Annotated in this window: 21 protein-coding genes; 20 read left to right on the top strand and 1 reads right to left on the bottom strand. The window is 34.3% G+C overall.

Translation table 11 applies throughout. The features are described 5' to 3' along the window. The first annotated feature begins 20 nt into the window (after positions 1-20). The 7 genes from AB1282_RS24600 (at position 21) to AB1282_RS24570 (ending at position 6,044) form a co-directional block, all read left to right on the top strand. Entirely contained in the window at positions 21-440 is a 420-nt protein-coding gene (locus AB1282_RS24600) for a hypothetical protein (protein ID WP_216600080.1), read from the top strand. A gap of 153 nt (positions 441-593) precedes the next feature. Further along, entirely contained in the window at positions 594-959 is a 366-nt protein-coding gene (locus AB1282_RS24595) for a MerR family transcriptional regulator (RefSeq protein ID WP_082459519.1), read from the top strand. A 47-nt stretch (positions 960-1,006) separates the two neighbouring features. Then, positions 1,007-1,768 carry an SDR family oxidoreductase gene (locus AB1282_RS24590; RefSeq protein WP_429900905.1) on the top strand — a complete coding sequence of 254 codons (762 nt, stop codon included), beginning with the start codon at positions 1,007-1,009 and terminating at the stop codon, positions 1,766-1,768. A 247-nt stretch (positions 1,769-2,015) separates the two neighbouring features. Continuing rightward, on the top strand, positions 2,016-3,734 hold the full coding sequence (locus tag AB1282_RS24585) for an alpha-keto acid decarboxylase family protein (RefSeq protein WP_429900903.1): 1,719 nt from the start codon (positions 2,016-2,018) through the stop codon (positions 3,732-3,734). A gap of 203 nt (positions 3,735-3,937) precedes the next feature. Continuing rightward, the gene (locus tag AB1282_RS24580) at positions 3,938-4,243 is read left to right on the top strand and encodes a hypothetical protein (protein ID WP_429900901.1); all 306 of its coding nucleotides are present in this window, start codon (positions 3,938-3,940) and stop codon (positions 4,241-4,243) included. A gap of 35 nt (positions 4,244-4,278) precedes the next feature. Then, a complete protein-coding gene (locus AB1282_RS24575) occupies positions 4,279-5,226 on the top strand; it encodes a LacI family DNA-binding transcriptional regulator (protein ID WP_429900899.1) in 948 nt (315 codons plus the stop codon). A gap of 47 nt (positions 5,227-5,273) precedes the next feature. Continuing rightward, a complete protein-coding gene (locus AB1282_RS24570) occupies positions 5,274-6,044 on the top strand; it encodes a Cof-type HAD-IIB family hydrolase (protein ID WP_056472950.1) in 771 nt (256 codons plus the stop codon). Between the two features lie 227 nt (positions 6,045-6,271). Here AB1282_RS24570 and AB1282_RS24565 read toward each other — a convergent pair whose 3' ends face one another. Next, positions 6,272-7,948 carry a M4 family metallopeptidase gene (locus tag AB1282_RS24565; RefSeq protein ID WP_056472956.1) on the bottom strand — a complete coding sequence of 559 codons (1,677 nt, stop codon included), beginning with the start codon at positions 7,946-7,948 and terminating at the stop codon, positions 6,272-6,274. A gap of 348 nt (positions 7,949-8,296) precedes the next feature. On the opposite strand from AB1282_RS24565, the gene AB1282_RS24560 reads away from it, so the two are divergent. The 13 genes from AB1282_RS24560 to AB1282_RS24500 all read left to right on the top strand — a co-directional run bounded on the left by AB1282_RS24560 (position 8,297) and on the right by AB1282_RS24500 (position 22,973). Beyond that, entirely contained in the window at positions 8,297-8,857 is a 561-nt protein-coding gene (locus AB1282_RS24560; protein ID WP_156339691.1) for a hypothetical protein, read from the top strand. Then, positions 8,841-8,984, top strand: a complete 144-nt coding sequence (locus AB1282_RS24555) for a hypothetical protein (protein ID WP_156339692.1) — start codon at positions 8,841-8,843, stop codon at positions 8,982-8,984. The genes AB1282_RS24560 and AB1282_RS24555 overlap by 17 nt, the downstream gene beginning before the upstream one ends. 55 nt (positions 8,985-9,039) lie before the next feature. Then, a complete protein-coding gene (locus tag AB1282_RS24550; RefSeq protein ID WP_056472960.1) occupies positions 9,040-9,222 on the top strand; it encodes a hypothetical protein in 183 nt (60 codons plus the stop codon). Between the two features lie 266 nt (positions 9,223-9,488). Next, positions 9,489-13,607 (top strand): S8 family serine peptidase, encoded by a 4,119-nt coding sequence (locus tag AB1282_RS24545; protein ID WP_429900896.1) that lies wholly within the window; start codon positions 9,489-9,491, stop codon positions 13,605-13,607. A 290-nt stretch (positions 13,608-13,897) separates the two neighbouring features. Beyond that, positions 13,898-14,128, top strand: coding sequence for a hypothetical protein (locus tag AB1282_RS24540; protein WP_056472965.1), 231 nt, complete (start codon positions 13,898-13,900; stop codon positions 14,126-14,128). 126 nt (positions 14,129-14,254) lie between these two features. Further along, entirely contained in the window at positions 14,255-14,761 is a 507-nt protein-coding gene (locus AB1282_RS24535; RefSeq protein WP_429900894.1) for a protease inhibitor I9 family protein, read from the top strand. A 190-nt stretch (positions 14,762-14,951) separates the two neighbouring features. Beyond that, complete coding sequence (locus AB1282_RS24530; RefSeq protein WP_056472968.1) at positions 14,952-16,418, top strand: response regulator transcription factor; 1,467 nt, start codon at positions 14,952-14,954, stop codon at positions 16,416-16,418. A gap of 132 nt (positions 16,419-16,550) precedes the next feature. Then, a complete protein-coding gene (locus AB1282_RS24525) occupies positions 16,551-17,075 on the top strand; it encodes a CbrC family protein (RefSeq protein ID WP_056472970.1) in 525 nt (174 codons plus the stop codon). A gap of 73 nt (positions 17,076-17,148) precedes the next feature. After that, positions 17,149-17,676: a DinB family protein gene (locus AB1282_RS24520; protein WP_056472973.1), complete on the top strand. Its 528-nt coding sequence runs from the start codon at positions 17,149-17,151 to the stop codon at positions 17,674-17,676. Positions 17,677-17,936: 260 nt separating this feature from the next. After that, positions 17,937-19,613: a urocanate hydratase gene (hutU, locus tag AB1282_RS24515; RefSeq protein WP_390311726.1), complete on the top strand. Its 1,677-nt coding sequence runs from the start codon at positions 17,937-17,939 to the stop codon at positions 19,611-19,613. Further along, on the top strand, positions 19,613-20,869 hold the full coding sequence (hutI, locus tag AB1282_RS24510; RefSeq protein WP_429900891.1) for an imidazolonepropionase: 1,257 nt from the start codon (positions 19,613-19,615) through the stop codon (positions 20,867-20,869). The genes hutU and hutI overlap by 1 nt, the downstream gene beginning before the upstream one ends. Positions 20,870-20,938: 69 nt before the next feature. Beyond that, entirely contained in the window at positions 20,939-22,246 is a 1,308-nt protein-coding gene (locus AB1282_RS24505) for an MFS transporter (protein ID WP_056472983.1), read from the top strand. Positions 22,247-22,655: 409 nt separating this feature from the next. Continuing rightward, positions 22,656-22,973: an ArsR/SmtB family transcription factor gene (locus tag AB1282_RS24500; protein WP_429901224.1), complete on the top strand. Its 318-nt coding sequence runs from the start codon at positions 22,656-22,658 to the stop codon at positions 22,971-22,973. Positions 22,974-22,981 lie beyond the last annotated feature (8 nt).

Genomic DNA, 22,981 nt, shown 5'->3' with positions numbered 1-22,981 from the left:
ATATACTAGAGGTGTTTTAATTGATAAAAGAGGAGAAAATAATTAAATTTGTTTCACAAGGAAAGAAGCAATCCGAGGAAATACTAGAAATATTTGAAGAAGCACCAAACAATGAAGATATGGTTATGTTAAGAATAGGATTAAACGGCCAAGACTTTTGTTATATTAACGAAAACTTTTTTGATGCATTATTAATGCTGAGACAAGATTTAGAAGAAATGAACATTCAAATTCATTGCAATGGAGCTGCATTAGATGTTTATCCATCTCCAATGTCATTATCTATGGGGAATGGACGTTTAGCTTATAAATTACAGTCCGGTAAACAAGCCAAATCAGAGGATCTAGTCGATCTATTTGATTGTGACTTTAATTTGAATTTTGTTAGCATTGATGAACAACAAAGATTCTATAAAGAATGGCTTAATAGTTTAGGATGAAAATGTAAAGTCGTATTCATCCACACATGAGTATATTAAACAAATTTGATCGACAAACTAGTCGATCTTATTTTTTCTTTTGTTGACTTAAACCATAGTTTAAGTCGTATGATATTCTTGTCGACAATGAAAGCTATATTTTTGGGGGTCCCAATGAAATATTGTTCAATTAGTGAAGCTGCAGCAAAGTTCAATATTACTGAATCAACCTTACGTTATTATGAAAAAAAAGGGCTATTACCACTGATTGAGCGTGATCAAGCAGGTAGAAGGCTATTTTCAGAAAATCAAATGTCACTCCTTGAAACCGTTATTTGTTTAAAAAATACGCATATGTCCATTAGTAGTATTAAGCAATATATTGATTGGGTCGTAGAAGGAGATAAAACGGTTGATCTCAGACTTGAAATGATGAGGAATCATAAGCAGGCAGTTCTTGAAGAAATTTCGTTAATGACCAAATCGTTAGAGGGGATTGATTTGAAAATTAATCGTTATACAAATCAATCGGATTTTTGAAAAAAGTATAATATCAAGTGGAAAATATATGGAAAAGAGGAATTAAAATGAAACTTTCAGGAAATACAATCCTTATTACAGGTGGAAGTACTGGGATCGGATTAGCTTTTGCAGAACGGTTTATTAAATCGGGAAATAAAGTCATAGTGACTGGACGACGTGAAAATGTCCTTAAAAATGCGAAAGAAAAATTTCCAGATCTTATTACATATGTTAGTGATTTGAGTTCTGAGTCTGAACGTGTATCATTGTTTAATTGGGTAACAAAGAATTATCCAGAAGTGAATGTGCTAGTGAACAATGCAGGGATTCAACAACGTTTTAATGTTTTAAAAGCAGATGCTCAGAACGATTGGCATTATTTCAATAAAGAAATCACAACAAACATTGAAGCACCATTCCATCTATCTATGATGTTTGCTCCATATTTTGCTACAAAAGAAGCGGCAACGATTATGAATGTTTCATCGGGATTAGCTTTTACTCCTTTGGTCATTGCTCCAATCTATTCAGCTACAAAAGCAGCAATTCATTCCTTTACAATGAGTTTACGTCATCAACTTTCCGAAACATCTGTAGAAGTAATTGAAGTTGCTCCTCCGGCAGTTAATACTGATTTAGGAGGAACAGGATTGCATACTCACGGCGAACCTTTAGATGAATTCGCAGATGGTATTTTCAAGGGATTAAAAGAAGGGAAACAAGAAATTGGATATGGAACATCAGTTGAACGACTTCGTATGTCACGAGATCAAGTCGATGAACATGTTACAAATATGTACAATATGTTGAAAAATACAATTCAATAACCATCTTTTTTCAGCAGTATAATTTTCAATAAAAATCACTTTATTTGTTGATCATAATATCTGAAGTGGAAAAAAATAAAAAAGGGCAAATTTGTTAATTCGAATTTGTCCTTTTGTTGTTTTGTATTGGCTTTACAGTATTCCTTATTCCAAACATCCGTATAGCCTCTTCAATGAAAGGGTACGAATAAAAAGGGTACTAGAAAAATGAACAAGCTATAAACACTGGTAAAGGAGTGAGTGTGTAATGGATAAAATGAAGAATACGGTTAATCCCGACACGCTTTCTGGAATGGCCCAAAAAACAGTTGGACAGTTTTTGTTTGATTGCTTGAAGCTAGAAGGCATTACAAAAATTTTTGGCGTCGCAGGAGACTATAATTTTTCACTACTTGATACTTTGGAGCGATATAACGGAATCCAGTTTATCGAAGGTCGGAACGAACTAAACGCGGGTTATGCTTCAGATGGTTACGCAAGAATCAAGGGGATTTCCGCTCTTATTACGACGTTTGGGGTTGGGGAGTTGAACGCATGTAATCCGATAGCAGGAGCATATAGTGAACATGTTCCGATAATTCATATTGTTGGTTCGCCAAAAGAAAAAGATCAAAAAGAACACAAACTGATGCACCACACTTTAATGGATGGAGATTTTAATGTATTTCGCAATATGTATAAACAGATAACGGCCTATAATGCCGTTATCACACCTGAAAATGCCATGATTGAAATTCCGGCTGCTATTCGCATTGCAAAAGAAAAGAAACAGCCTGTTTACCTCGTTGTGGCCGATGATTTAGTTGATCAGCCGATTATGAACCGGATAGAACCAACACCACAACAAAAAACGTCTAACTTAATATCTCTTCAGGCAGCAGCAGAACATGTCCGGCAGTTGCTAGATTGTGCAAAGCGGCCAGTCATCCTAGTGGATGTGAAAACCATACGTTTTGGCCTTCAGGCTGCAGTTAAGCAGCTAGTTGACGCAATGAATATACCCGTTGTTTCCATGATGTTTGGTAAAGGGGCATTCGATGAAACCCATTCTAATTATATCGGAATGTACTTAGGCTCGTTTGGATGTTCTGAAGTTCAAAGTACGGTAGAAAATGCAGACTGTATCATTGCGATTGGCTTGGTACCCGCGGACACCAACACAGCGAATTTTACCGCAAAACTGAATTCAATGGTGACAATCGATATCCAATCAGACCTAGTTAAAATTGCAGGTGCAGTATATCCAAACGTTCTTGCTACCGACATGCTTCAAGCAGTACAAAATGTTGGTTATAAAGGTCAAGGATTACTCAAACAGGTGTCATTTCCATACAATCAAAACAATGTAAGTAATGATGAACCACTTAAAGCGGCCGGCTATTATCCACTTTTTCAACGTATGCTGAAAAAGGATGACATTTTGATTGTTGAGATTGGTACACTCTTCAATGGTATGGCGGAGGTGAGGCTGCCGAGTAATGTTACATATATTGGGCAAGGAGGCTGGGGATCCATTGGATATGCAACCCCCTCGACGTTCGGTGCAAGTATCGCGGCTCCAGAACGTCGGGTGTTACTGTTCACAGGTGATGGATCACTACAGTTAACTGCTCAAGAAATCAGCTCGATGCTCTATTACGGCTGTAAACCTATCATTTTCGTCTTAAACAATGACGGTTATACGATTGAAAAATATTTAAATGTCAAAACTAAAAATCAAAAATACAACAAAATCCCTAGGTGGTCTTATACTAAGCTGGCTGAAGCCTTTGGGGGCAATGCGTTTACTGCGATTGTCAGTACCAATGGAGAGCTTGAACAGGCAATTAACCAAGCTGAAATTGAATGTTCTGAAAGACTCTGTATTATTGAAATGATTGTAAAAGACCCATTGGACGCACCAGAAAATATGAAAAAGATGTACAAGTATTTGGAAAAGCAGGCGATACACAACAGCCAAAAATAGTCAGTATATAAAAAAGTTGGAATCAATAAAAAAGATGATTCCAACTTTTTTTTTGATTGTTCTCTCTATTTCTTATGGCTATTAACCTTAATCTACTTCCAGATAGCTGGCTTGAAATTTAGTTTGATTTTTTCTCTTGACTTGAAATCCATTTCATAAATTAGATTGAAAGTAAGCCGATTTTCAACGAAGGGAGAAAAAAGATGAACAGTAAAATTGATTTTAAATACGATGAACATCTATTGTCTACCGTTAGAGGTTTATTGGATATCTTTGATGGAACACAGAATATTTACTTTGGAGATTTGTATTTAACCAATAAAAGATTATATATTGTAAGCAATAAGCTATTAAATTTGGAAAAATCCTTCTGGTTTGAAGGAGAAAGAAGAGAGTTTGAACATTCTACATTCATTGTAGGAGAACACAGGATTACGGTAAGATGGGCATACAGTGGAAACCTTGTTTCCTTTATAAACGCTTTTTCCAAAATGAATGTTAAAACATAAAAATCCTAAAAATTCATATGTGTTGGAGGTGTGTGATGGCAAATATTAACGATATTGCAAGATTAGCAGGTGTATCTGTCTCTACTGTTTCTAGAGTCTTAAACAATTATAAGTATGTTGCTAGTGATAAACGAGAGGCAGTTCTAAAAGTTATTGAAGAAATGAACTATACACCAAATAAAAATGCAATTGATTTAATTCGAGGAGAAACAAGGACAATTGGTGTTATTCTCCCATATAACAACAATCCAGCATTTGATCAAATATTAAACGGAATACTGAACAAGGCATTAGAGAAAGATTTTTTGATAACGGTACTTCCTTCAAATTATCGTAAAGAAAAAGAAGTGGAGTATTTGCAAAAGTTAAAAAGCAAGCTGTATGATGGCATCATTATCACTTCACGAGCAAATGATTGGGAAACAATCATTCCGTTTAGCGAATATGGTTCAATTGTTGCTTGTGAATATACACAACACAAAGAAATTGGTTGTTCTTATATGGACCGCTATTCTTCTTATCTAGATGCTTTCCAACTTTTAAAAAACAAAGGGCATGCTGTGGTAGCATTCACAACAGCTAGGCTGGAAAGTAATAGCACGAAACAAATGATTACTGCTTACAATGAGATTTTTGGTGAACTTCAACCTGAATACCATCTATCAGATTGTCATTGCTTAGAAGACGGATATGAAGCTGCAAAGAAATTCCTGGAATTACAAAAAAAGCCAACTGCTATCTATGCAAATGGAGACGAAGTGGCAGGGGGCATGTTTTTATACGCAAAGTCACAACAAGTGAAAATCCCTACTGATTTAGCAATCATTGGTCAAGAAAATCAACCAATTGGTATCGGGATGGGAATTTCTACAGTGGATCACCAATTAACGAAAATCGGTGAAAAAGCTTGTAGCCTTGTCATAAAGAAATCTAGAGAAAAAATAAAAATACCTTATCGAATTGTAGAAAGAGATTCTGTTTAAAGCATAATTAAAGATAAAAAAAATAGAGAAAAATGTGGGGAAAGAAAATGAGTAAAAAATTTATAGTTTTTGACATTGATGGAACATTATTAACGACTGAAATGAAGTTTCTAGATAGTACGAAACAAGCTTTAGTTTCTCTTAAAGAAAATGGACATGAAATCGTAATCGCAACAGGAAGAGACTACACTTCTGCAATATCAATTGTCGACGAACTCGAAATTGATACTTATGTTTTATGCAATGGGTCAGTAGGGTATGTCCGCCATGAATTAGCACATGAGGAAGTATTTTCAAAAGAATCGATTATGAAACTAATTAATATTGCGAAGGAAAATAATGACCAGATTGTGTTCCAAACATTGGACGGAGTAAAAAGACATTTTGAAGAACCTGGAGAGTCATTAACAAGTTCTTATGAAAGTTTAGGTTTGATTATCCCTGATTTTGATGAAATGTATTGGAAAGAAAATTCCATTATTCAAGCTATGCTTTTTTGTAAGACTGAAGATCTTCATAAATATGATATCAGCGAATTCCGATATGTGAGTTGGCACCAATATGGCTCAGATGTCATTCCTAGAGAGGGTTCGAAAGCAAAGACAATTTTGAAAATCGCTAAAGAAAATGGATTTAAGCAAGAAGATATTGTCTTCTTCGGTGATGGAATGAACGACATCGAACTAATGGAACATTCAGGAATTGGCGTTGCAATGGGAAATGCTGAAACTGCGGTAAAAGAGAAAGCTAATTTAATCACAGATAGTTGCAATGAACATGGTATTTACAATGCGCTTAAGAAAATGTTATTAATCTAATACGTGAACGAAATTAGATTAACATAGAAAAGCGCGAACACTCATGAATACCAGTTCCAAATGAATACGAAAGCTGCCCCAAATACATTTAATGAATTACTCAATTTCTTGAACGGTACGAAAGTTTCTCAATAAAAAGCATTGGAATTCGCTGCCTCCATTCACCCAAAAAAGAACCTCATAAGTACTTACACTTATGAGGCATCTTTTTCTTTATAAATCAAACTTTATTTTACACCAACTGCATCAAATGCATTATTAACAGCTGTTACTTCAGCAGAACTTGCACCATATAGGTCAGCAGCAGATTGTACAAGTGCTGCACGTGCTTGACTAAAAGTTGCTGAAGAAGTTAAGTAAACAGTATTTGCACGATAGAAAATTTTTCCTAATTTATCAATACCGATGCCTGAAACAGTTACACCATAATGAGTTCCACCTGCTGAAATTAAGTAAGCAGCTTTATTGATAATACTGCTATTTGTGTGAACGCCACCATTATCAGATGTTCCAGTGTAACGTTTTGAGTAATGATCTGGATCACCATATTTAGTTGGATCACTCATTGAACGAAGAGCGTCACCAGCAATACCAGGTGTATAGATATCTTCACCAATCTCGTAATCTGGATTGTTATTATTATAGAACTCAATTACAGTTCCAAAAATATCCGAAATAGCTTCGTTTAATGCACCAGATTCATTTTGATAGATTAAGTTAGAACTTCTTTCAGTAACAGCGTGAGTTAACTCATGCGCTACTACGTCAAGTCCACCTGATAAGTAAGTGAATGTTGTTCCATCACCATCACCATAAACCATTTGAGAACCGTTCCAAAATGCATTGTTATAACTACGGCTATAATGGACAGTTGATTTTAAGGCAGCACCATTACCATCAAATGAATTACGTCCAAAAACAGTTTTGTAATAGTCGTATGTTTTTCCAGCATAATAATGTGCATCAACTGCTGCAGCTTCACTTGTACTATTTAGTAGTGTGTCAGTGCTTGTCAATAGTGTACCAGGAAGAGTAGTACGATTAGCTCCATTATATGTGAAAATACCGTTTCCTCTTGTATTGTCTTGTAAATAATAAGTTGAACCAGATTGAGTCATATTTAATGTTTTTGTATCACCAAGTACACCTTTTCCTGTTGCAGTTACATTTGTACCAGTAACTGATGGTTTAGCAACTGATGCTCCAGCTGATTTACTAGCAGCATGGATGCTGTCCATTGTATCAATACTATTATATTTATTTAAAATTTTTCCTGTTGAAGCTTCAATGAAATAATTATAGTTTCCTGGTTTTGGAGAAAGGAAGTTTAAGTTTACTTGATAAGCATATGTAGCATCATCACCACTTGTATAAACTACTAGTTGAGCTGTAGGGTCTTTTTCATAGACAGGAGTATATCCAAGGTCTGTTTCTGCGATTTTGATAGATTTATTAGCGTTAACTTTTTTAGTAGATTTTAACCCTTTTTTAGTATCTAAGTTTGGAATTACTGTACCAGAGAAAACATTTAGAGCACCATTATCTCCAACTACAGCCGTTTGAGTAGATCCCCATACAGGAACACCATTATAAACTTGTTGTAAGTGAAGTGCGGTACCATAAGTATCTTTTTTGCTAGACTTAACAATGAACGACTCATTTGCAGACTTTGAACCTAGTTTGAACTTATCTTTGTTAGCATTTACATAAGCTTTTACAACGCTTTCAGCATTCTTAGCTGATGGTTTTGTCAGCTGTCCAGAAACGAATTCAGGAGATCCTACTGATTTGTTGTACTTGTAATTTGACAATACATTTTTTGGTGCAGCATATGTATTAGTTACCGCTAAACTACTTGCCGCCAAACCTACAGATAATCCAACCGCTAAAACTTTTTTGTTCATTAAAAATTCCTCCCCTTGGTTAACAAATGTGGTATTGAGGAATTCATCGTATCATCCGAAAAACTGGTTTATCAAACTACAAAATTCGTCAATTCTTGCGTTATGAGAGAAAAAAATAAGCGGAAATATCGAGGAAATATTAATTCAGAATCTTTAAAATAGTTAAAAAGTATTGATTTTAGTTAAAAAATGGTAAATAAAAAATCGAATTTTATTAAGAATATGTATTTTTTTGGTTAAAATTAACTCAAGAAAAAGGAGTCTAAAAAGAGAAAAAGTATGGAAATTATTATATTAGTAAATGATTATTTTTTAATTTAGTTAGAAGGTAAAGTCGGAAATACAAAAGTGTTGGTGAACTATGTAGATAAGAGGGAAGGTAACAAGCTACAATATAGCAAGCTTAGCGAACAGATTTTATCTGATTCAGAGTTGTTAAAAACTTATTACAGAGAAATACTAATTTTGTTAGCAGATGTGGCCTCAAATCAAGATGAGTCTGTAAGTGAATATACAACAGGACAATTATCTATTTATTTTGGAGTAAGTATTACTACTATAAATAACTGGATTAATGACGGACGATTTATTGGCTATCAAAGAAAAGAAACTAACGAGCAAGCTAGAATAAAAAGTAACACTCTTTGGAAATCAAGGACTGGGAAAGTCTATCCAGTTCAAGAAATAGTAAATGAATGGGAAAATAGTAATCCAGAATCTAATGGTACGGACCAAGATGAAAAAGTATTTTTGATAAATCAAAACGCAGCTTTTGAAATTAAATATAAGGGTCCATATGAAGATACACTAGGATCAAAGCCACTTTCAGATATGACATCAATGGAAGAATCAGATGCTTCTGTTTGGAGATATTTTAGAAAGAGGTTGCACGATGAGTACGGGTTATAGACCGACTAGTTGGCCACGTATCGAAAGAGATTATGATGATATCATTCTAGAAATAAGTAATTCACTAAACTCTGAACATGATTTCGTAGCAAAAGTAGTATTATTAGATGATTACTCTCAAGTATAAAATCACCCTAAAATTACCAAAATAAATAATAAAAACTAGTAAAAGGGTGAGTAATTTGAGTATCGAATTCCAAGTCGGAAAAGATTACGAAAATGGTTCAATTAAAGACGCTTTACAAGATTTAGGTTTTCAAGAAGATGGTAGAGAATATAAAAAAGACGGAAAGAGATTTAGGTATGAAGGCTGTGATAAGTATCAAAGCTATATCTTTTCTGTAACGATGAATCAATTAAATTAAAGTATTATAAATAGACCTAATTTGTTTTTTTGTTTTAAATCTAGTTATTTAAGTCCTATTGAAATTTAAATTTCAATAGGATTTTTTTAGTTTAACGACTTAATCTTCAAACTTACACAAATTCTTGCTCATTTTCTATCGAAAATAGTCGAAAATAGTCTGTTTTTTTTAGAAGTGTTGATTTTACTACATTAAAATAACCCGTTTGACCTCCGATTGAATTTTCAGAATAATTGAGAAGGTAGTCGGAAAATAGGAGGAAGAAGATGGGGAGTAATTTACACAAAGGAGATTTTCTAAAAGGTATAACAATCGTAGCGTTATCATCAAGCTTAATTTTGGCCTCTTTAGGAAATGTAGGTCATGTTTCAAAAGCTGATAGTTATTCAAAAGCAGAAGAAATTCTTACAAAATTAACACCAACACAAAGGGTAGCTTTAAAAGAGCTATCATCTAATGAGTCGAAAGGTCTTCAAATATCACATATGGATTTAAATTCCAATGAACAAACAGATGTAATCGTTGAGTTTTCCAATAAACCCGAAAAGGTTGCACAACTTGAATTAAATGCAGAAGGAAAGCAGCTTTCTAAAACGGAAGCTTCTAAACTAGTAGATCAAGATCATGAGGATTTCCAGACAGATGTAAATAAGGTTTTAATTGATGGAAATAAATCAAAAGTAAATTTTAAAATTAATCGCTCTTATAAGCATGCGTTCAATGGTGTAGCGATGAGCTTGCCAGCAAATCAAATTAAAAATCTTTTGAAATCAAAAGTTGTTAAAGCCGTTTGGAAAAATGAAAAGTTTTCAATTGATCCACCAAAACAAGCAGAAAATAATGAGCAGTTAAAAGCTGATGAGTTTAATGTCACTAATTATACACCGTATGATGGATTAGATCGTTTACATGAAGAGGGTTATACAGGAAAAGGTATCAAAATCGGTATACTTGATACAGGAATTGATTATAATCACCCTGATTTAAAGGACGCATATAAAGGTGGATATGATTTTGTTAACAATGATAATGATCCGATGGAAACAACGTATGCGGATTGGAAAAAATCTGGTCAGCCTGAGCTTTCTGGCTCAAATACATATTATACAGAACACGGTACGCACGTTGCTGGAATAATAGGCGGTCGTGGTGTTGCTAATAGTGAGTATAAAACACTTGGCGCTGCTCCCGAAGCAGATCTTTATGCTTATAGAGTATTAGGACCATATGGTAGTGGGACAACTGCTAATATTATTGCTGCATTAGATAAAGCTGTTGCAGATGGAATGGATATTATAAACATGTCGTTAGGGGCATCAATTAATGATCCTCTTTATGCTACATCAGTTGCTGTTAACAATGCAGTTTTAAGTGGTGTAACAACTGTAGTTGCTGCAGGTAATAGTGGAGACCAAATGTATACTCTTGGTTCTCCAGGTTCATCAGCTTTAGCATTAACTGTTGGAGCTTCCTCAACTGCAATTAATATGTTTCAGTTTACTGGATTAGAAAATGGCAAAAATTATGCTGTTAGAGAGATGGCAAGAAATTATTCAGATGATTTAACAACTTTAAAAGGAAAAACGTTTAAATTAGTAGACGTTGGGCTTGGTAAGGCAACAGATTATAACGGTAAAGATGTAAATGGAAAAATAGCTTTTATCTCTCGTGGAGACACTGTATTTGTAGATAAAATTAAACTAGCTAAAAGTAAAGGCGCAGCTGGCGTAATTATTTATAACAATGAAGTGAATAAAGCTGAAGGACTAATCCAAGCGTATTTAGGTGAATCGGTCAATTCAATTCCTAGTTTTTCAGTTTCATATGAAGACGGAATGGCAATTTCAACAGCGATGAAAGCCGGGGATACTGATTTTACATTTGGTGAATTTACAAAAGTAAAAACGGCAGATGATGAATTAGCGGTATTTAGCTCAAGAGGTCCTTCGAGGGTAAATTATGATATCAAACCAGAGATTACCGGACCTGGTGTTGCTGTACTTTCAACTGTTCCGTTTTATGTTAATAATAAAACAGCAGATGGAACTAGATCGGAAGACTATAAAATAGCCTATGAACGTTTATCAGGAACATCGATGGCAACCCCTTATGTTGCAGGAGTTTCAGCATTATTACTCCAATCTAATAAAGATTTACAACCAGCAGACGTAAAATCAATCTTAATGAATACGGCTGATTCATTATCGAAAGATTATAGTGTTTATGAGATTGGTAGTGGAAGAGTAGATGCTTATGAAGCTATTCATTCAAATGTTGAAATTAGTGTTGTTGATAAAACACCAATGATTATTGATGGAAAAGAAAAATCTATTAACGAGTTAACGGGTGCAATGAGCTTTGGTTCAATTAGTTTTAATGATTTAGATCAAACTTCAACACGAAATATTACTATGAAGAATAGAAGTGAAAAAGCGAAAATCTTTAGTATTGAAGCCAAATTTCAAACTGGACTTAGAGGTTCAAAAGATGCTGCAAAAAATAAATTAACAATTGCAGGGCCTACATCCGTTAAGTTAAATGGCATTAGTTCAAAATCAATAAAAATGAATTTAAACATTCCAAAATCTGCGGAAAAAGGAATATACGAAGGTTATATTGTATTTACAAATAATGCGGATCCAACTGAAAAATATCAACTTCCATTTGGTGTCCATTATGTAGAAGATGGATTTAATTCGATGGCAACATACAATAAGATGCAGACTTCAGATTACAATAATTTCTATCCTTTATTAAACTACGCGACAGGTGTAGTTTTTAATGCTAGATCGAGTATGGAAACAATTGATTTTGTTTTATTAGACAGCGAAACTGATAAAGAGATTGGCTATTTAGGAACACTAAATACATCTCAGTACAATGAAAATACAGATTATTATATTGATGGTGTTTTTACAGGGTACTACTTACCGTTTACTGGAAATCCGAAGCAACCAATTTCAACTATAAAGGAAAAGGTACCGTATGGTCCAGGTCATTATAAAGTAAAAATAATTGGTACAAATCGAGAAGGAAAAACGTTTACGATGGTTGACCATACGATGATTGATATTACACCTCCTAAATTTACGACAGATTTAGAAGAAGGAGTAATTGAGTATAAGCCTGGCAAGACATCATTTCCAATTAAAGGTAGAGTGTTTGATAAAACACAAGATGACTATAAAAGGCAAGGAATCTCAATAGATCAATCTGGCAATTTTGTTATGGAGAAAAATAATAGTTCATTGTTTACAAACGGATTTTACGTCGATGGAAAAGGAGACTTCGCATACAATATTCCAATAAGTGCGAAAAGCTTTAATGTAGAACTTGCGGGATATAATTCAGCGGCAATCGGTGACCGTTATAAGTACTATACTTTTATCCCAGAAGGCACTCCAATTGTATATGGAAGTGTAAATAAAAAAATTGTGAATCAAGGTGAAAGTGTTAAGGTAACTTTAAAAGCTAGTAATCTAACAGATGCGAAGAAAATAATAACAAGCTTCGGTTTTACTACTGGCCAACTGGAGTTAGTAGATGTAAAACTGAATCCAGCTATTGAAAAATTCGGAACTGCTAAAATCTCAACGACCACAGCTCAATCTGGTTCATATACAAATTTAAATGTAAATGTAGAAATGACAGAAGGTAAAGTAACTGGTGATGTATCTTTTGCAGAACTCACATTAAAAGTAAAAAATGACTCATATAATATGCTATCAACTTTCAGATCACCAACAGCATCGTATGAGAATGATGCGAACCAAACTATCTCGATGTTTTCGGCGATTACTCCAATTTGGAGCCAACCAACCTATTCCAAAATTACTGGAGGTTTTGGAATCCCAGAATCATTAAAAAGAGAAGGGAGGGAAAGTTGGAGGGTAGATCCATCTAAAATCGGTGCAGTGCTATCTGTAAAAGACCAAAGTGGAAATATATATCCAGGGGTAATCAATACATACGGCTCACCAACTGTAGAAAAACTACCAGTTACAATTGAAGAATTGGAAGCGTCACTTGATCTACCAGGTCATTTTACAATGTATGTTCCATTCCATGTGGGCTTTTTAAATGACGAAGGAATGCCAACTGCACATTGGAATCCAGAAATAAACTTTAAAGCACCAATTGCAGGAGATGTAAATAAAGACAATGTAATTGACATAAAGGATGCATTATTCATCCAAACATATTGGGGTACGAATAAACGAAGCGCAGACATTAATTTTGATAATATCGTTGATGCAAAAGATTTTACTTTTTTTGAGAAAAATTACTTAATGCAAAATCCAACGGTTGGGGATGCACCAAAACCGGTTAAAAAATATAAGGGAAAAACGATTGATGAGATTAAACTAGAGTTAGGGATTAATTAAATGAATAATTGAGACAAAGCCTTCTAGTATACGCTATAGTAGTCAGTTTGGATGGGTATTTTAGGTAGTGTGATGATAAATAGGGGGAGTGAATTTTGCTCTCCTTTTTTTCTTTTATTTTCTCATAGTACTAATGAATCTTGAAACATCAAACAAATAAAACTTTAGAGGTATAATTAGTAGACATGCCAAATAGAATGATACAAAGAACTAGTCCTAAGTAGGTTTTAATAATAGGACTAGTTCTTTTTACGAAAAATCGTTGTTCTATACAAGTAGGAGGGGCAATTATGAACTTTACAGATTATCTAATAAATGTAAAAAAACTAAATGAAGTAAAAGCGAGTCAATATAATTATAGACTTTCAACTTTAAAAAAATATAGAATTTATAACAATGAAAAAGTATTAAGTGTTCATATGCTAAAGAGGATTAAAAGTCTTTCTAAAGATACAACAAAACAATATTTAAGGACTATTAATTATCATATTGAATTTTTGAATGATAATTATAGGATGTAACTAATGCCCATTCTTCTACACTTTGTTTACCTACGTAAAATAATGTTTGAAAGGACACTCTAAAGGATAAAATCCTGATAGGTTGTCTTTTTTTATTAAACAGTTTTTGAAGGGGATGTAGTAAATATGAAGAATTTTTATAGAGGAAGTATATTATTTATTTTAATGCTTTTTATTATGAGCGGATGTAATGGGAATACACTTAATACAACTAAAAATTCAGATGAGACAAAGGTGGCGAATGTTACAATGAACCCTTCTTTTTATGTAGATCCATCAATTGATTTTTCAACTAACCAAATGACTTCAATTATTATTGAATTCAAGACGAAGCCTGCTGTGGTGGCTGTAAAGGAAGCTGAGGCAGCTGGAAAACAACTTACTTTAGAAGAAGCGACTAAGCAAGTAGAAGAAAGTCATGCAAAATTTCAAGAAGAAATAAAAACTCTCTTAGAAGACCAAAATGTTCCTTATACGATTAGGCATGTTTATAAGACTGCACTGAATGGTGTATCAATGGAGCTACCTGGCAAGGATATTAAACGATTATCACAATCAACAGTGATTGCAAGAATCTATCCAAATAAAAAAGTACATATTATGCCTCCTGTTACACCGTTTAATCAGAAATAATAATTCATTTGTGAGTGCCTCAAAAGTTTACACGCTTTTGAGGCACTTTTTTTAGAATGAAAATTTAAAATCCAACAATCACTTCAAATACTATTTCATTAAAAAAGATTAATTAAGCGTTTTTAATCTACAAAAACAAAAAAAATTTGCTATTATGATATAAAAAAGTTAGAAGTGAAGGTGAAACACGATGGAAATTCATTTAGTTGCAAAAGATGAGTTAGAAGCTTCAGGGATTAGGTGGGTCGTGGAATCGCACTTTACTGGTATTAACCTTGTTTCTTGGAAAACGATGGGGGAATTTGAAAAGGCTATTCAAAAGCAGCAGCCGGACCTTGTCATATTTGATATGGACCATTGGAAAAATGAGAGTGAAAGATTTGGTGATTTAATCCAAAAATTTTCAATTCGTTGGTTAGGTATTTCATCCGAGCGAATTTTTCAAACTGCCTATCTTGCACTACAATATCGAGCGGAGGATGTATTGTTTCGCCCATTTTCTCCTACTGATTTAATTAAGCATATTCAACAATTACGCTATCAAATTCGTAACAAAGAACGTTATTTTACTAGAAACAAAAATGAAGAAATAAGCTCATTTAATATAGATTATCCTGACCTTTTTTTGAATGAACGCATGTATGATGGTCCGATTACGATGGTTGCATTTTTGACACCGAATTCTGGGACACTTCCTCTTGTCTATAAAGCGTTAGAACGAAATCCATTTACAGGGAAAAATCGTTTATTTGTAGGATCTGACTTTATTTTATGTGTACATGAAGTTGATGAAGTGTTATTGCAGGACGAATATAATGCATTTCTTGCTCGTTGGAAAGAAATGATGGATGAGCCTCTTGCAATCGTAATGAAAGTCGGTTCTCAGCAAGAAACATTAAAAGAAATTTTCGAGCAAACACTTCAGTTAACACGGAGAATCTTCTTTGAAGGTTATGATATTATTTTGGCAGAAAACGAACCAATGACATATCAAGAGAAGGATCCATTCCTTACACCTCTAGAGCAACGCCAATGGATTGAAATGTTAGAAAGAAGAGATGCAAAAGCAATTCGAGACTGGATGGAACGAGAATTTTTAACCTTTCAGCAGCCATACCCAGATCCAGAAATTGTTCGAATCCGATTAACAAGTGTACTTGCACAAATAAGAAGATATATGAAATCAAATAATCTTCAAACTGCATCTTGGGAAGGTACCTATTATGATATTTTCCAAAAAATTGTACATGGACCGATCATTTATCAAATTGTTCAAGAACTGCATGATTTTACAACAAGTCTATTGCTACAAGGTCATGATTCTTCCCAAGAAGGACATCGTACATTAGTTGAGAAAACAAGGGAATTAATTGAATCGAATTATTGGGATGCCGGATGGAGTTTAACGGATTGTGCTGATGCACTCCGAATTAATAAAAGTACACTTAGTCGTCGCTTTGCGGCCGAATCCAATCAATCATTTAGAGAGACGCTCCATGAAGTGAGAATTCGAGAAGCAAAACGATTATTAGATGAAACAGACTTACCACTAGATGAAATTTCAAGATTAATTGGCTATTCTCACCAATCATATTTTAATGCAAAGTTCAAACAACTTGAGGGATGTACTCCTTTAGTTTATCGATCTGGTTTGTAGGAATTGGTTTAAAAGACTATAGTATTCCCAAAATTGACTGCTATTGCTATAGTAGTCTTTTTTTGTCATATTAGTATAATGTAACCATAATAAATTTGATCGATAATTACAGAGAATAGGCGGTGAAAATAAGTGAATCTACCAATTTTTAAATACAATCCAAATCCAATAAAATTAGGTGTCATAGTTGAAGAAGAGACAGTTTGTCCTGTTTGCGAGCAGAAACGGAATTTTGTTTACGATGGTTCATTTTACTCAGAAGAAGATGTTGAAGGAATTTGTCCATGGTGTATCGCAGATGGTTCAGCAGCTAAAAAATATGATGGTGAGTTTCAAGATTTTGATTCTTGTGATGAAGTTGACAGTGATGAATTTATAGATGAATTGATTTATCGAACTCCTGGTTATACGGGGTGGCAACAAGAATACTGGCTTAGTCATTGTGGAGATTTCTGTTCGATTATTGATTATGTTGGATGGGAAGAAGTTAAACATTTAGAAAAAGAATTAGAGACAGACTTAAACAGGCTAAGTGAAGAATATGGCTTATCAATTCAAGAATTTAAAGATGCTTTAAAAAATGATGGTAAATTACAAGGTTATTTATTTCAATGTAATTGTTGCAAAAAGCATCGTCTTCATGCAGATGCATCATAATTAACTTTTTTCTATTAATAAATTATTATAAAATTAAATTTTTAAGTAGAAAAAAATGAAAGGGGTTGCAACTATGTACGAATGGAACAAATTACTATTAGTTGGCGAACAAGAAGGCGTAAAAGGAGATTTTAATACTCTAATTTCAATGATGAATTATGTAAGATATACAACTCTTGAAGCTATTATAGATATTAAAGTGGAGGAGTTAGATTACCTGCACACTCCAACAGGTAATACAATTGGGATGTTGTTAACTCATATGGCAGGAGTTGAATATTGGTATCAACTTAATACATTTGAAAATCGAGATTTAAATTCTGAAGAAGAAGAGAAATGGTTACCTGGTTTAGACTTAGATGATCATGCTAGGAAGACAATTAAAGGTAATGATGCAGACTATTATATTAATCTTTTAAACTCAGTTCGAGAAGAAACTTATGCAAAATTTAATACACTTTCAGATGAGTGGCTATATGAGCAGACAGAGTTTGGTAGAGATAAAGCTACAAATTACTTTAAATGGTTTCATGTTTTTGAGGACGAAATCAATCACCGTGGCCAAATCAGAATGATTCGTAAATTATATAAAAATAGTTAATAGTAGCCTGTATCGACGATTATTCATTAATCGATGATGCGGGCTTAAATTTTGGGTTTATTATTTATTACAAATCATTCGTGCATTCCGATCTAAATCGTAAAATAGACTAAATAATTAATCTGATTTGAGATAATTTATAAAAATACAACTTAAAGTTAAGTGAAGTGAAATAAATTATAAAATAATCATTATTTTATAATAAAATATCGGAAAATTCGTGTTAGACTGAAAATATCACATCAAGGGGGTATTAAATTATGAATACGGTTACAGTTGATAAAGTAGTTAGATATAGAGGTACGGAATTAAATACAAAAGGTTGGCAACAAGAAGCAGTTCTTCGTATGTTAATGAATAATTTAGATCAAGATGTAGCGGAGCGTCCGGAGGATCTTGTTGTATATGGTGGAATTGGTAAAGCAGCTCGTAACTGGGAGTGCTTCGATGCGATTGTTGATTCATTAAAGAATTTAGAAAATGATGAAACATTATTAGTTCAATCTGGTAAACCAGTTGCGATTTTTAAATCTCATACTGATGCGCCACGTGTTTTAATTGCTAACTCAAATTTAGTACCTGCTTTTGCTAATTGGGATACTTTCCACGAATTAGATAAAAAAGGTTTAATGATGTACGGACAAATGACAGCTGGTAGCTGGATTTATATCGGTTCTCAAGGTATTGTTCAAGGAACTTACGAAACATTTGCAGAATTAGCGAAACAACATTTCAATGGCACACTTGCAGGTACAATTACTGTTACTGCTGGTCTTGGTGGAATGGGTGGAGCTCAACCACTTGCTGTTACAATGAATGGCGGAGTTTGTATCGGTATTGATGTAGATGAAACAAGAATCGATCGTCGTATTGAAACTAGATATACAGATGTTAAAACAGATTCATTAGATGAAGCTATTCGTCTTGCTGAAGAAGCGAAAAAAGAAGGTAAAGCATTATCAATCGGTCTTGTAGGTAATGCAGCTGATATTTTACCAGAGATGATTGCTAGAAACTTTATTCCAGAAGTATTAACTGACCAAACGTCAGCACATGATCCATTAAACGGTTATACTCCATCAGGGATGTCATTAGAAGAAGCTGCAGAATTAAGAGCTTCAAATCCAGAACTTTATGTTGCTCGTTCAAAAGCTTCAATGGCAACTCATGTTAAAGCAATGCTTGAAATGATGGAAAAAGGATCTGTGACATTTGATTACGGTAATAACATCCGTCAAGTTGCGAAGGATGAAGGCGTAGAAAATGCATTTGATTTCCCAGGATTCGTTCCAGCTTATATCCGACCACAATTCTGTGAAGGTAAAGGACCTTTCCGTTGGGTAGCATTATCAGGTGATCCTGAAGATATTTACAAAACTGACCAAGCTATTTTACGTGAATTTGCTGATAATGAGCATTTATGTAACTGGATTCGTATGGCACAAGAAAAAGTTCAATTCCAAGGCTTACCTTCTCGTATTTGCTGGTTAGGTTATGGAGAGCGCGCTCGTTTCGGTAAAATCTTAAATGACATGGTTGCAAGTGGCGAATTAAAAGCTCCAATCGTAATTGGACGTGACCACTTAGACTCAGGTTCTGTAGCATCTCCAAACCGTGAAACTGAAAGCATGATGGATGGATCAGATGCAGTAGCAGACTGGCCAATCTTAAATGCAATGATTAATGCAGTTGGTGGCGCTACTTGGGTATCAGTTCACCACGGTGGTGGAGTAGGAATGGGTTACTCATTACACGCTGGTGTCGTAATTGTTGCAGATGGTACAAAAGAAGCAGAAGCACGTATTGAGCGCGTATTAACAACAGACCCTGGAATGGGTGTAGTTCGTCACGCTGATGCAGGTTATGAGCTAGCTAAACAAACTGCTCGTGAAAGAGGAGTAAATATTCCAATGCTTGATAAAGGGACTGATAAGTAATGACAAAACCAATTTGGATTAAAAATGCAGCTCAATTAGCAACGCTAGCTTCTGAAGTGAAAGGACCTCGCTCAAAGGAAGCAATGTCAGAGCTTGGTTTAATTGAAGACGGTAGCTTATGGATTGAAGATGGAGTAATTCAAGCTGTTGGTACAACAAAAGAAATTCAAGATCGCTATGCAGAAAAAATTCATGAAGCAGAAGTAGTAGATGCATCAAACCAACTTGTTACTCCTGGTCTAGTGGATCCACATACACATGTTGTGTATGGTGGAAGCCGAGAACGTGAATTTGAAATGCGTCTTGAAGGTGCAACATATATGGATATTATGAATGCGGGTGGCGGAATTCATGCGACTGCCCGCATGACTCGTGAAGCAACTGAAGAAGAATTGATGGCACAAACGATGCGACGTCTAGATTCATTCATAACACATGGCGTGACTACTGTAGAAAGTAAGAGCGGTTATGGTATGGATTTAGAAACCGAGCTAAAGCAGTTAAGAGTTATGAAAAAATTAAAATATATGCATGCAGTTGAATTAGTTCCTACTTTTATGGGTGCTCATGCAGTGCCGAAAGAGTTTAAAGGACGAGAAGACGATTTTGTTGATCACTTAATTAACGACATGCTACCAATCATTGCAGAGGAAAAATTAGCTGAATTTAATGACGTATTCTGCGAAAAAGGTGTATTTACGCCAGAACAATCAGAGCGAATTTTAGAAGCAGGTAAAAAATATGATCTAATTCCAAAAATTCATGCTGATGAAATTGAACCGTATGGCGGAGCGGAATTAGCAGCAAAAGTTGGTGCTATTTCAGCCGAGCATTTATTAAAAGCTTCTGATGAAGGCATTGCTGCAATGGCTAAATCAGGAACAATTGCTTGTCTTCTTCCTGCAACAGCACTTTATTTACGTGAAGATGCTGCAAAAGGAAGAAAAATGGTTGATGAAGGAGTAGCAGTAGCTATTTCAACTGACTGCAATCCAGGTTCTTCACCAACAACTTCAATGCCGCTTGTAATGAACTTAGCATGTATTTCGATGCGACTTACTCCAGCTGAAAGCTTAACTGCAGCAACATACAACGCTGCGTGTGCTATTAATCGCCAAGATCAAATCGGATCACTTGAAGTTGGAAAGCAAGCAGACATTGTATTATGGAATGTTAAAAACTATCAAGAATTACAATATTTATTCGGTGTTAACCATGTGAAATCTGTTTGGAAAAAAGGTAAAAAGATTGTGTAAGTAGTAGAAAATGATAAATAAATGGCGGGTTCTTCTAATAAAAAAATTAATAGGAGGAACTATCTTTTAATGAAAAATAATTATAGATTCTTTATCATTTTTATGATCATTATGATCACGATTGTTAATTATATTGACCGAGGTGCAATTTCATATGCACAGGCAGAAATCATTAAAGAGTTTGGATTAAGTCCAGTTAGCTGGGGTGAAATCTTAGGTTACTTTGGATATGGCTATATTTTCGGTGCATTATTTGGAGGAGCTTTCGCTGACAAAAAAGGACCAAGATTTATGTGGCTACTTGCCGCAACTGCCTGGTCAATTTTTGAATTAGGTACTGTATTTGCTGGTCATTTAGGTGCAACATTATTTGGTGGATCAGCTTTAGCTGGTTTCGCAGTTTTCCGAGTTTTATTCGGATTTGCAGAAGGACCTACCCTTTCAACAATGAATAAAACTATGGCCAACTGGGTTTCTCCGAAAGAAAGAGGGTTTGCAGTTGCACTTGGTTTAGTAGGTACACCTGTAGGGGCACTTATTACTGCACCAATCGTAGTTGCTCTATTATCAGTTGCAAATTGGAAAGTGACATTTATTATTCTTGGGGTAGTTGGTCTAATTTGGGCATTTATTTGGTCTAAAGTATTTACAAACTTACCAGAAGAAAATCCAAATGTCACAAAACAAGAACTTGAGACCATCCGTTTGAATAATCCAGTTAGTGGAAAAAGTGAACAAGAATCTACACCATGGTACTATTTTTTCAAAAATCCTAATCTAGTAATGAATGCAATTGGATATTTTGCCTTTTTATATGTAAATATATTATTACTTACTTGGACGCCAAAATATTTACAAGATGAATTCGGTTTTTCATTAGCATCACTAGGATTTGTTGGAATGATTCCATGGATTGGAGCTATTTTCACAGGATTACTAGGCGGAAAAATATCAGATTCACTTCTTAGAAAAACAGGAAATTTACGTATTGCTAGATCATGGTTTACAGTTATTTCTTTATTCTTTACAGCAATTTGTTTCATGCTAATTCCAACCGTTCAAAGTGCTACAGCAGTCCTAATCTTAATGTGTATTGGTAATGCATTTAACTATCTACCAAACTCGATTTATTGGACAGTCGTATTAGATACAGAACCAAAAAAAGCTGGAACATTTGGTGGTGTAACACATTTCATCGCAAACCTAGCAACAATTATTGCACCAACCTTAACAGGTAGCCTAGTAGCAAAACACGGATATAGTGCAATGTTTATCGCAGCATCAATCGCAGTAACACTAGGAATGGTTGCAATGGTCTTTGTTAAACCAGGGAAAAGAGAACAAACTGCTAGACCTTCGAATGATCTTGCAGGTTAATAGAATGAAAAAGAGAAATTGTTTCGGCAATTTCTCTTTTTTTGCTTTTTGATACTACTTTCCAAAATTGGTATGCAACATAAAGTACTTAAAGTTCTAACTATTTTTATAGCTTATTAAAATAGTAATACTTTAAAAATAGGGGGGATTATAGTTGAAAAAAAGAAGGCGTAATCCTCCATATTTTACGTTTTTAGCTTAGGCATCTTTCTCTATTTTTAGCGTTTTAACTTTTATTGGACTTTATAGTAGAATTTTGATTTTCTTATTAAACTAACTGGCAGTCTAGTTGAACAAGGAATTTTAATTAAATCAATTTTTTTTGATTAATATATTGCATTTATTTGGTAAATTAACATATACTAAATTCATCAAGAAAATTTGATGAAGGAGAAAGCATATGACTGAGATGACACAACAGTTCCAGAAATATGAGCAGAAATTTAAAGCGTTAGCTGATCAGAAGCGTCTAGAAATCATGTATGAGCTCTGCCAAAGAGGAAGTACATGTGTATGCGATTTAACCGAAACGTTTGATATGACACAATCAAAGCTTTCTTATCATTTGAAAATCTTGTTGGACGCAGGGCTCATTGTCAAAGAGACGAAAGGTACATGGAGCTATTACGATTTAAACGACACAGAAGTTAACAGTTTGCTATCAGAAGAGCTTTGTTGTATTTTCCGAAAATCAGATAACGGTAACCGTAGCAGTAATTGTTGTTAATTTTTTTT

Origin of the sequence: Gottfriedia sp. S16(2024), assembly GCF_050473765.1 — a bacterium.
Lineage (GTDB): Bacteria > Bacillota > Bacilli > Bacillales > Bacillaceae_G > Gottfriedia.
Note: the sequence above shows the minus strand (reverse complement) of the source record. Positions and strands in the feature narration are given on the sequence as shown.

What these genes read in the sequence shown, in the direction of transcription:
- AB1282_RS24595 (WP_082459519.1), top strand. Translation starts at nt 594, where the DNA reads ATGAAATATTGTTCAATTAGTGAAGCTGCAGCAAAGTTCAATATTACT.
- AB1282_RS24590 (WP_429900905.1), top strand. Translation starts at nt 1,007, where the DNA reads ATGAAACTTTCAGGAAATACAATCCTTATTACAGGTGGAAGTACTGGG.
- AB1282_RS24585 (WP_429900903.1), top strand. Translation starts at nt 2,016, where the DNA reads ATGGATAAAATGAAGAATACGGTTAATCCCGACACGCTTTCTGGAATG.
- AB1282_RS24580 (WP_429900901.1), top strand. Translation starts at nt 3,938, where the DNA reads ATGAACAGTAAAATTGATTTTAAATACGATGAACATCTATTGTCTACC.
- AB1282_RS24575 (WP_429900899.1), top strand. Translation starts at nt 4,279, where the DNA reads ATGGCAAATATTAACGATATTGCAAGATTAGCAGGTGTATCTGTCTCT.
- AB1282_RS24570 (WP_056472950.1), top strand. Translation starts at nt 5,274, where the DNA reads ATGAGTAAAAAATTTATAGTTTTTGACATTGATGGAACATTATTAACG.
- AB1282_RS24565 (WP_056472956.1), bottom strand. Translation starts at nt 7,948, where the DNA reads ATGAACAAAAAAGTTTTAGCGGTTGGATTATCTGTAGGTTTGGCGGCA.
- AB1282_RS24555 (WP_156339692.1), top strand. Translation starts at nt 8,841, where the DNA reads ATGAGTACGGGTTATAGACCGACTAGTTGGCCACGTATCGAAAGAGAT.
- AB1282_RS24545 (WP_429900896.1), top strand. Translation starts at nt 9,489, where the DNA reads ATGGGGAGTAATTTACACAAAGGAGATTTTCTAAAAGGTATAACAATC.
- AB1282_RS24540 (WP_056472965.1), top strand. Translation starts at nt 13,898, where the DNA reads ATGAACTTTACAGATTATCTAATAAATGTAAAAAAACTAAATGAAGTA.
- AB1282_RS24535 (WP_429900894.1), top strand. Translation starts at nt 14,255, where the DNA reads ATGAAGAATTTTTATAGAGGAAGTATATTATTTATTTTAATGCTTTTT.
- AB1282_RS24530 (WP_056472968.1), top strand. Translation starts at nt 14,952, where the DNA reads ATGGAAATTCATTTAGTTGCAAAAGATGAGTTAGAAGCTTCAGGGATT.
- AB1282_RS24520 (WP_056472973.1), top strand. Translation starts at nt 17,149, where the DNA reads ATGTACGAATGGAACAAATTACTATTAGTTGGCGAACAAGAAGGCGTA.
- hutU (WP_390311726.1), top strand. Translation starts at nt 17,937, where the DNA reads ATGAATACGGTTACAGTTGATAAAGTAGTTAGATATAGAGGTACGGAA.
- hutI (WP_429900891.1), top strand. Translation starts at nt 19,613, where the DNA reads ATGACAAAACCAATTTGGATTAAAAATGCAGCTCAATTAGCAACGCTA.
- AB1282_RS24505 (WP_056472983.1), top strand. Translation starts at nt 20,939, where the DNA reads ATGAAAAATAATTATAGATTCTTTATCATTTTTATGATCATTATGATC.
- AB1282_RS24500 (WP_429901224.1), top strand. Translation starts at nt 22,656, where the DNA reads ATGACACAACAGTTCCAGAAATATGAGCAGAAATTTAAAGCGTTAGCT.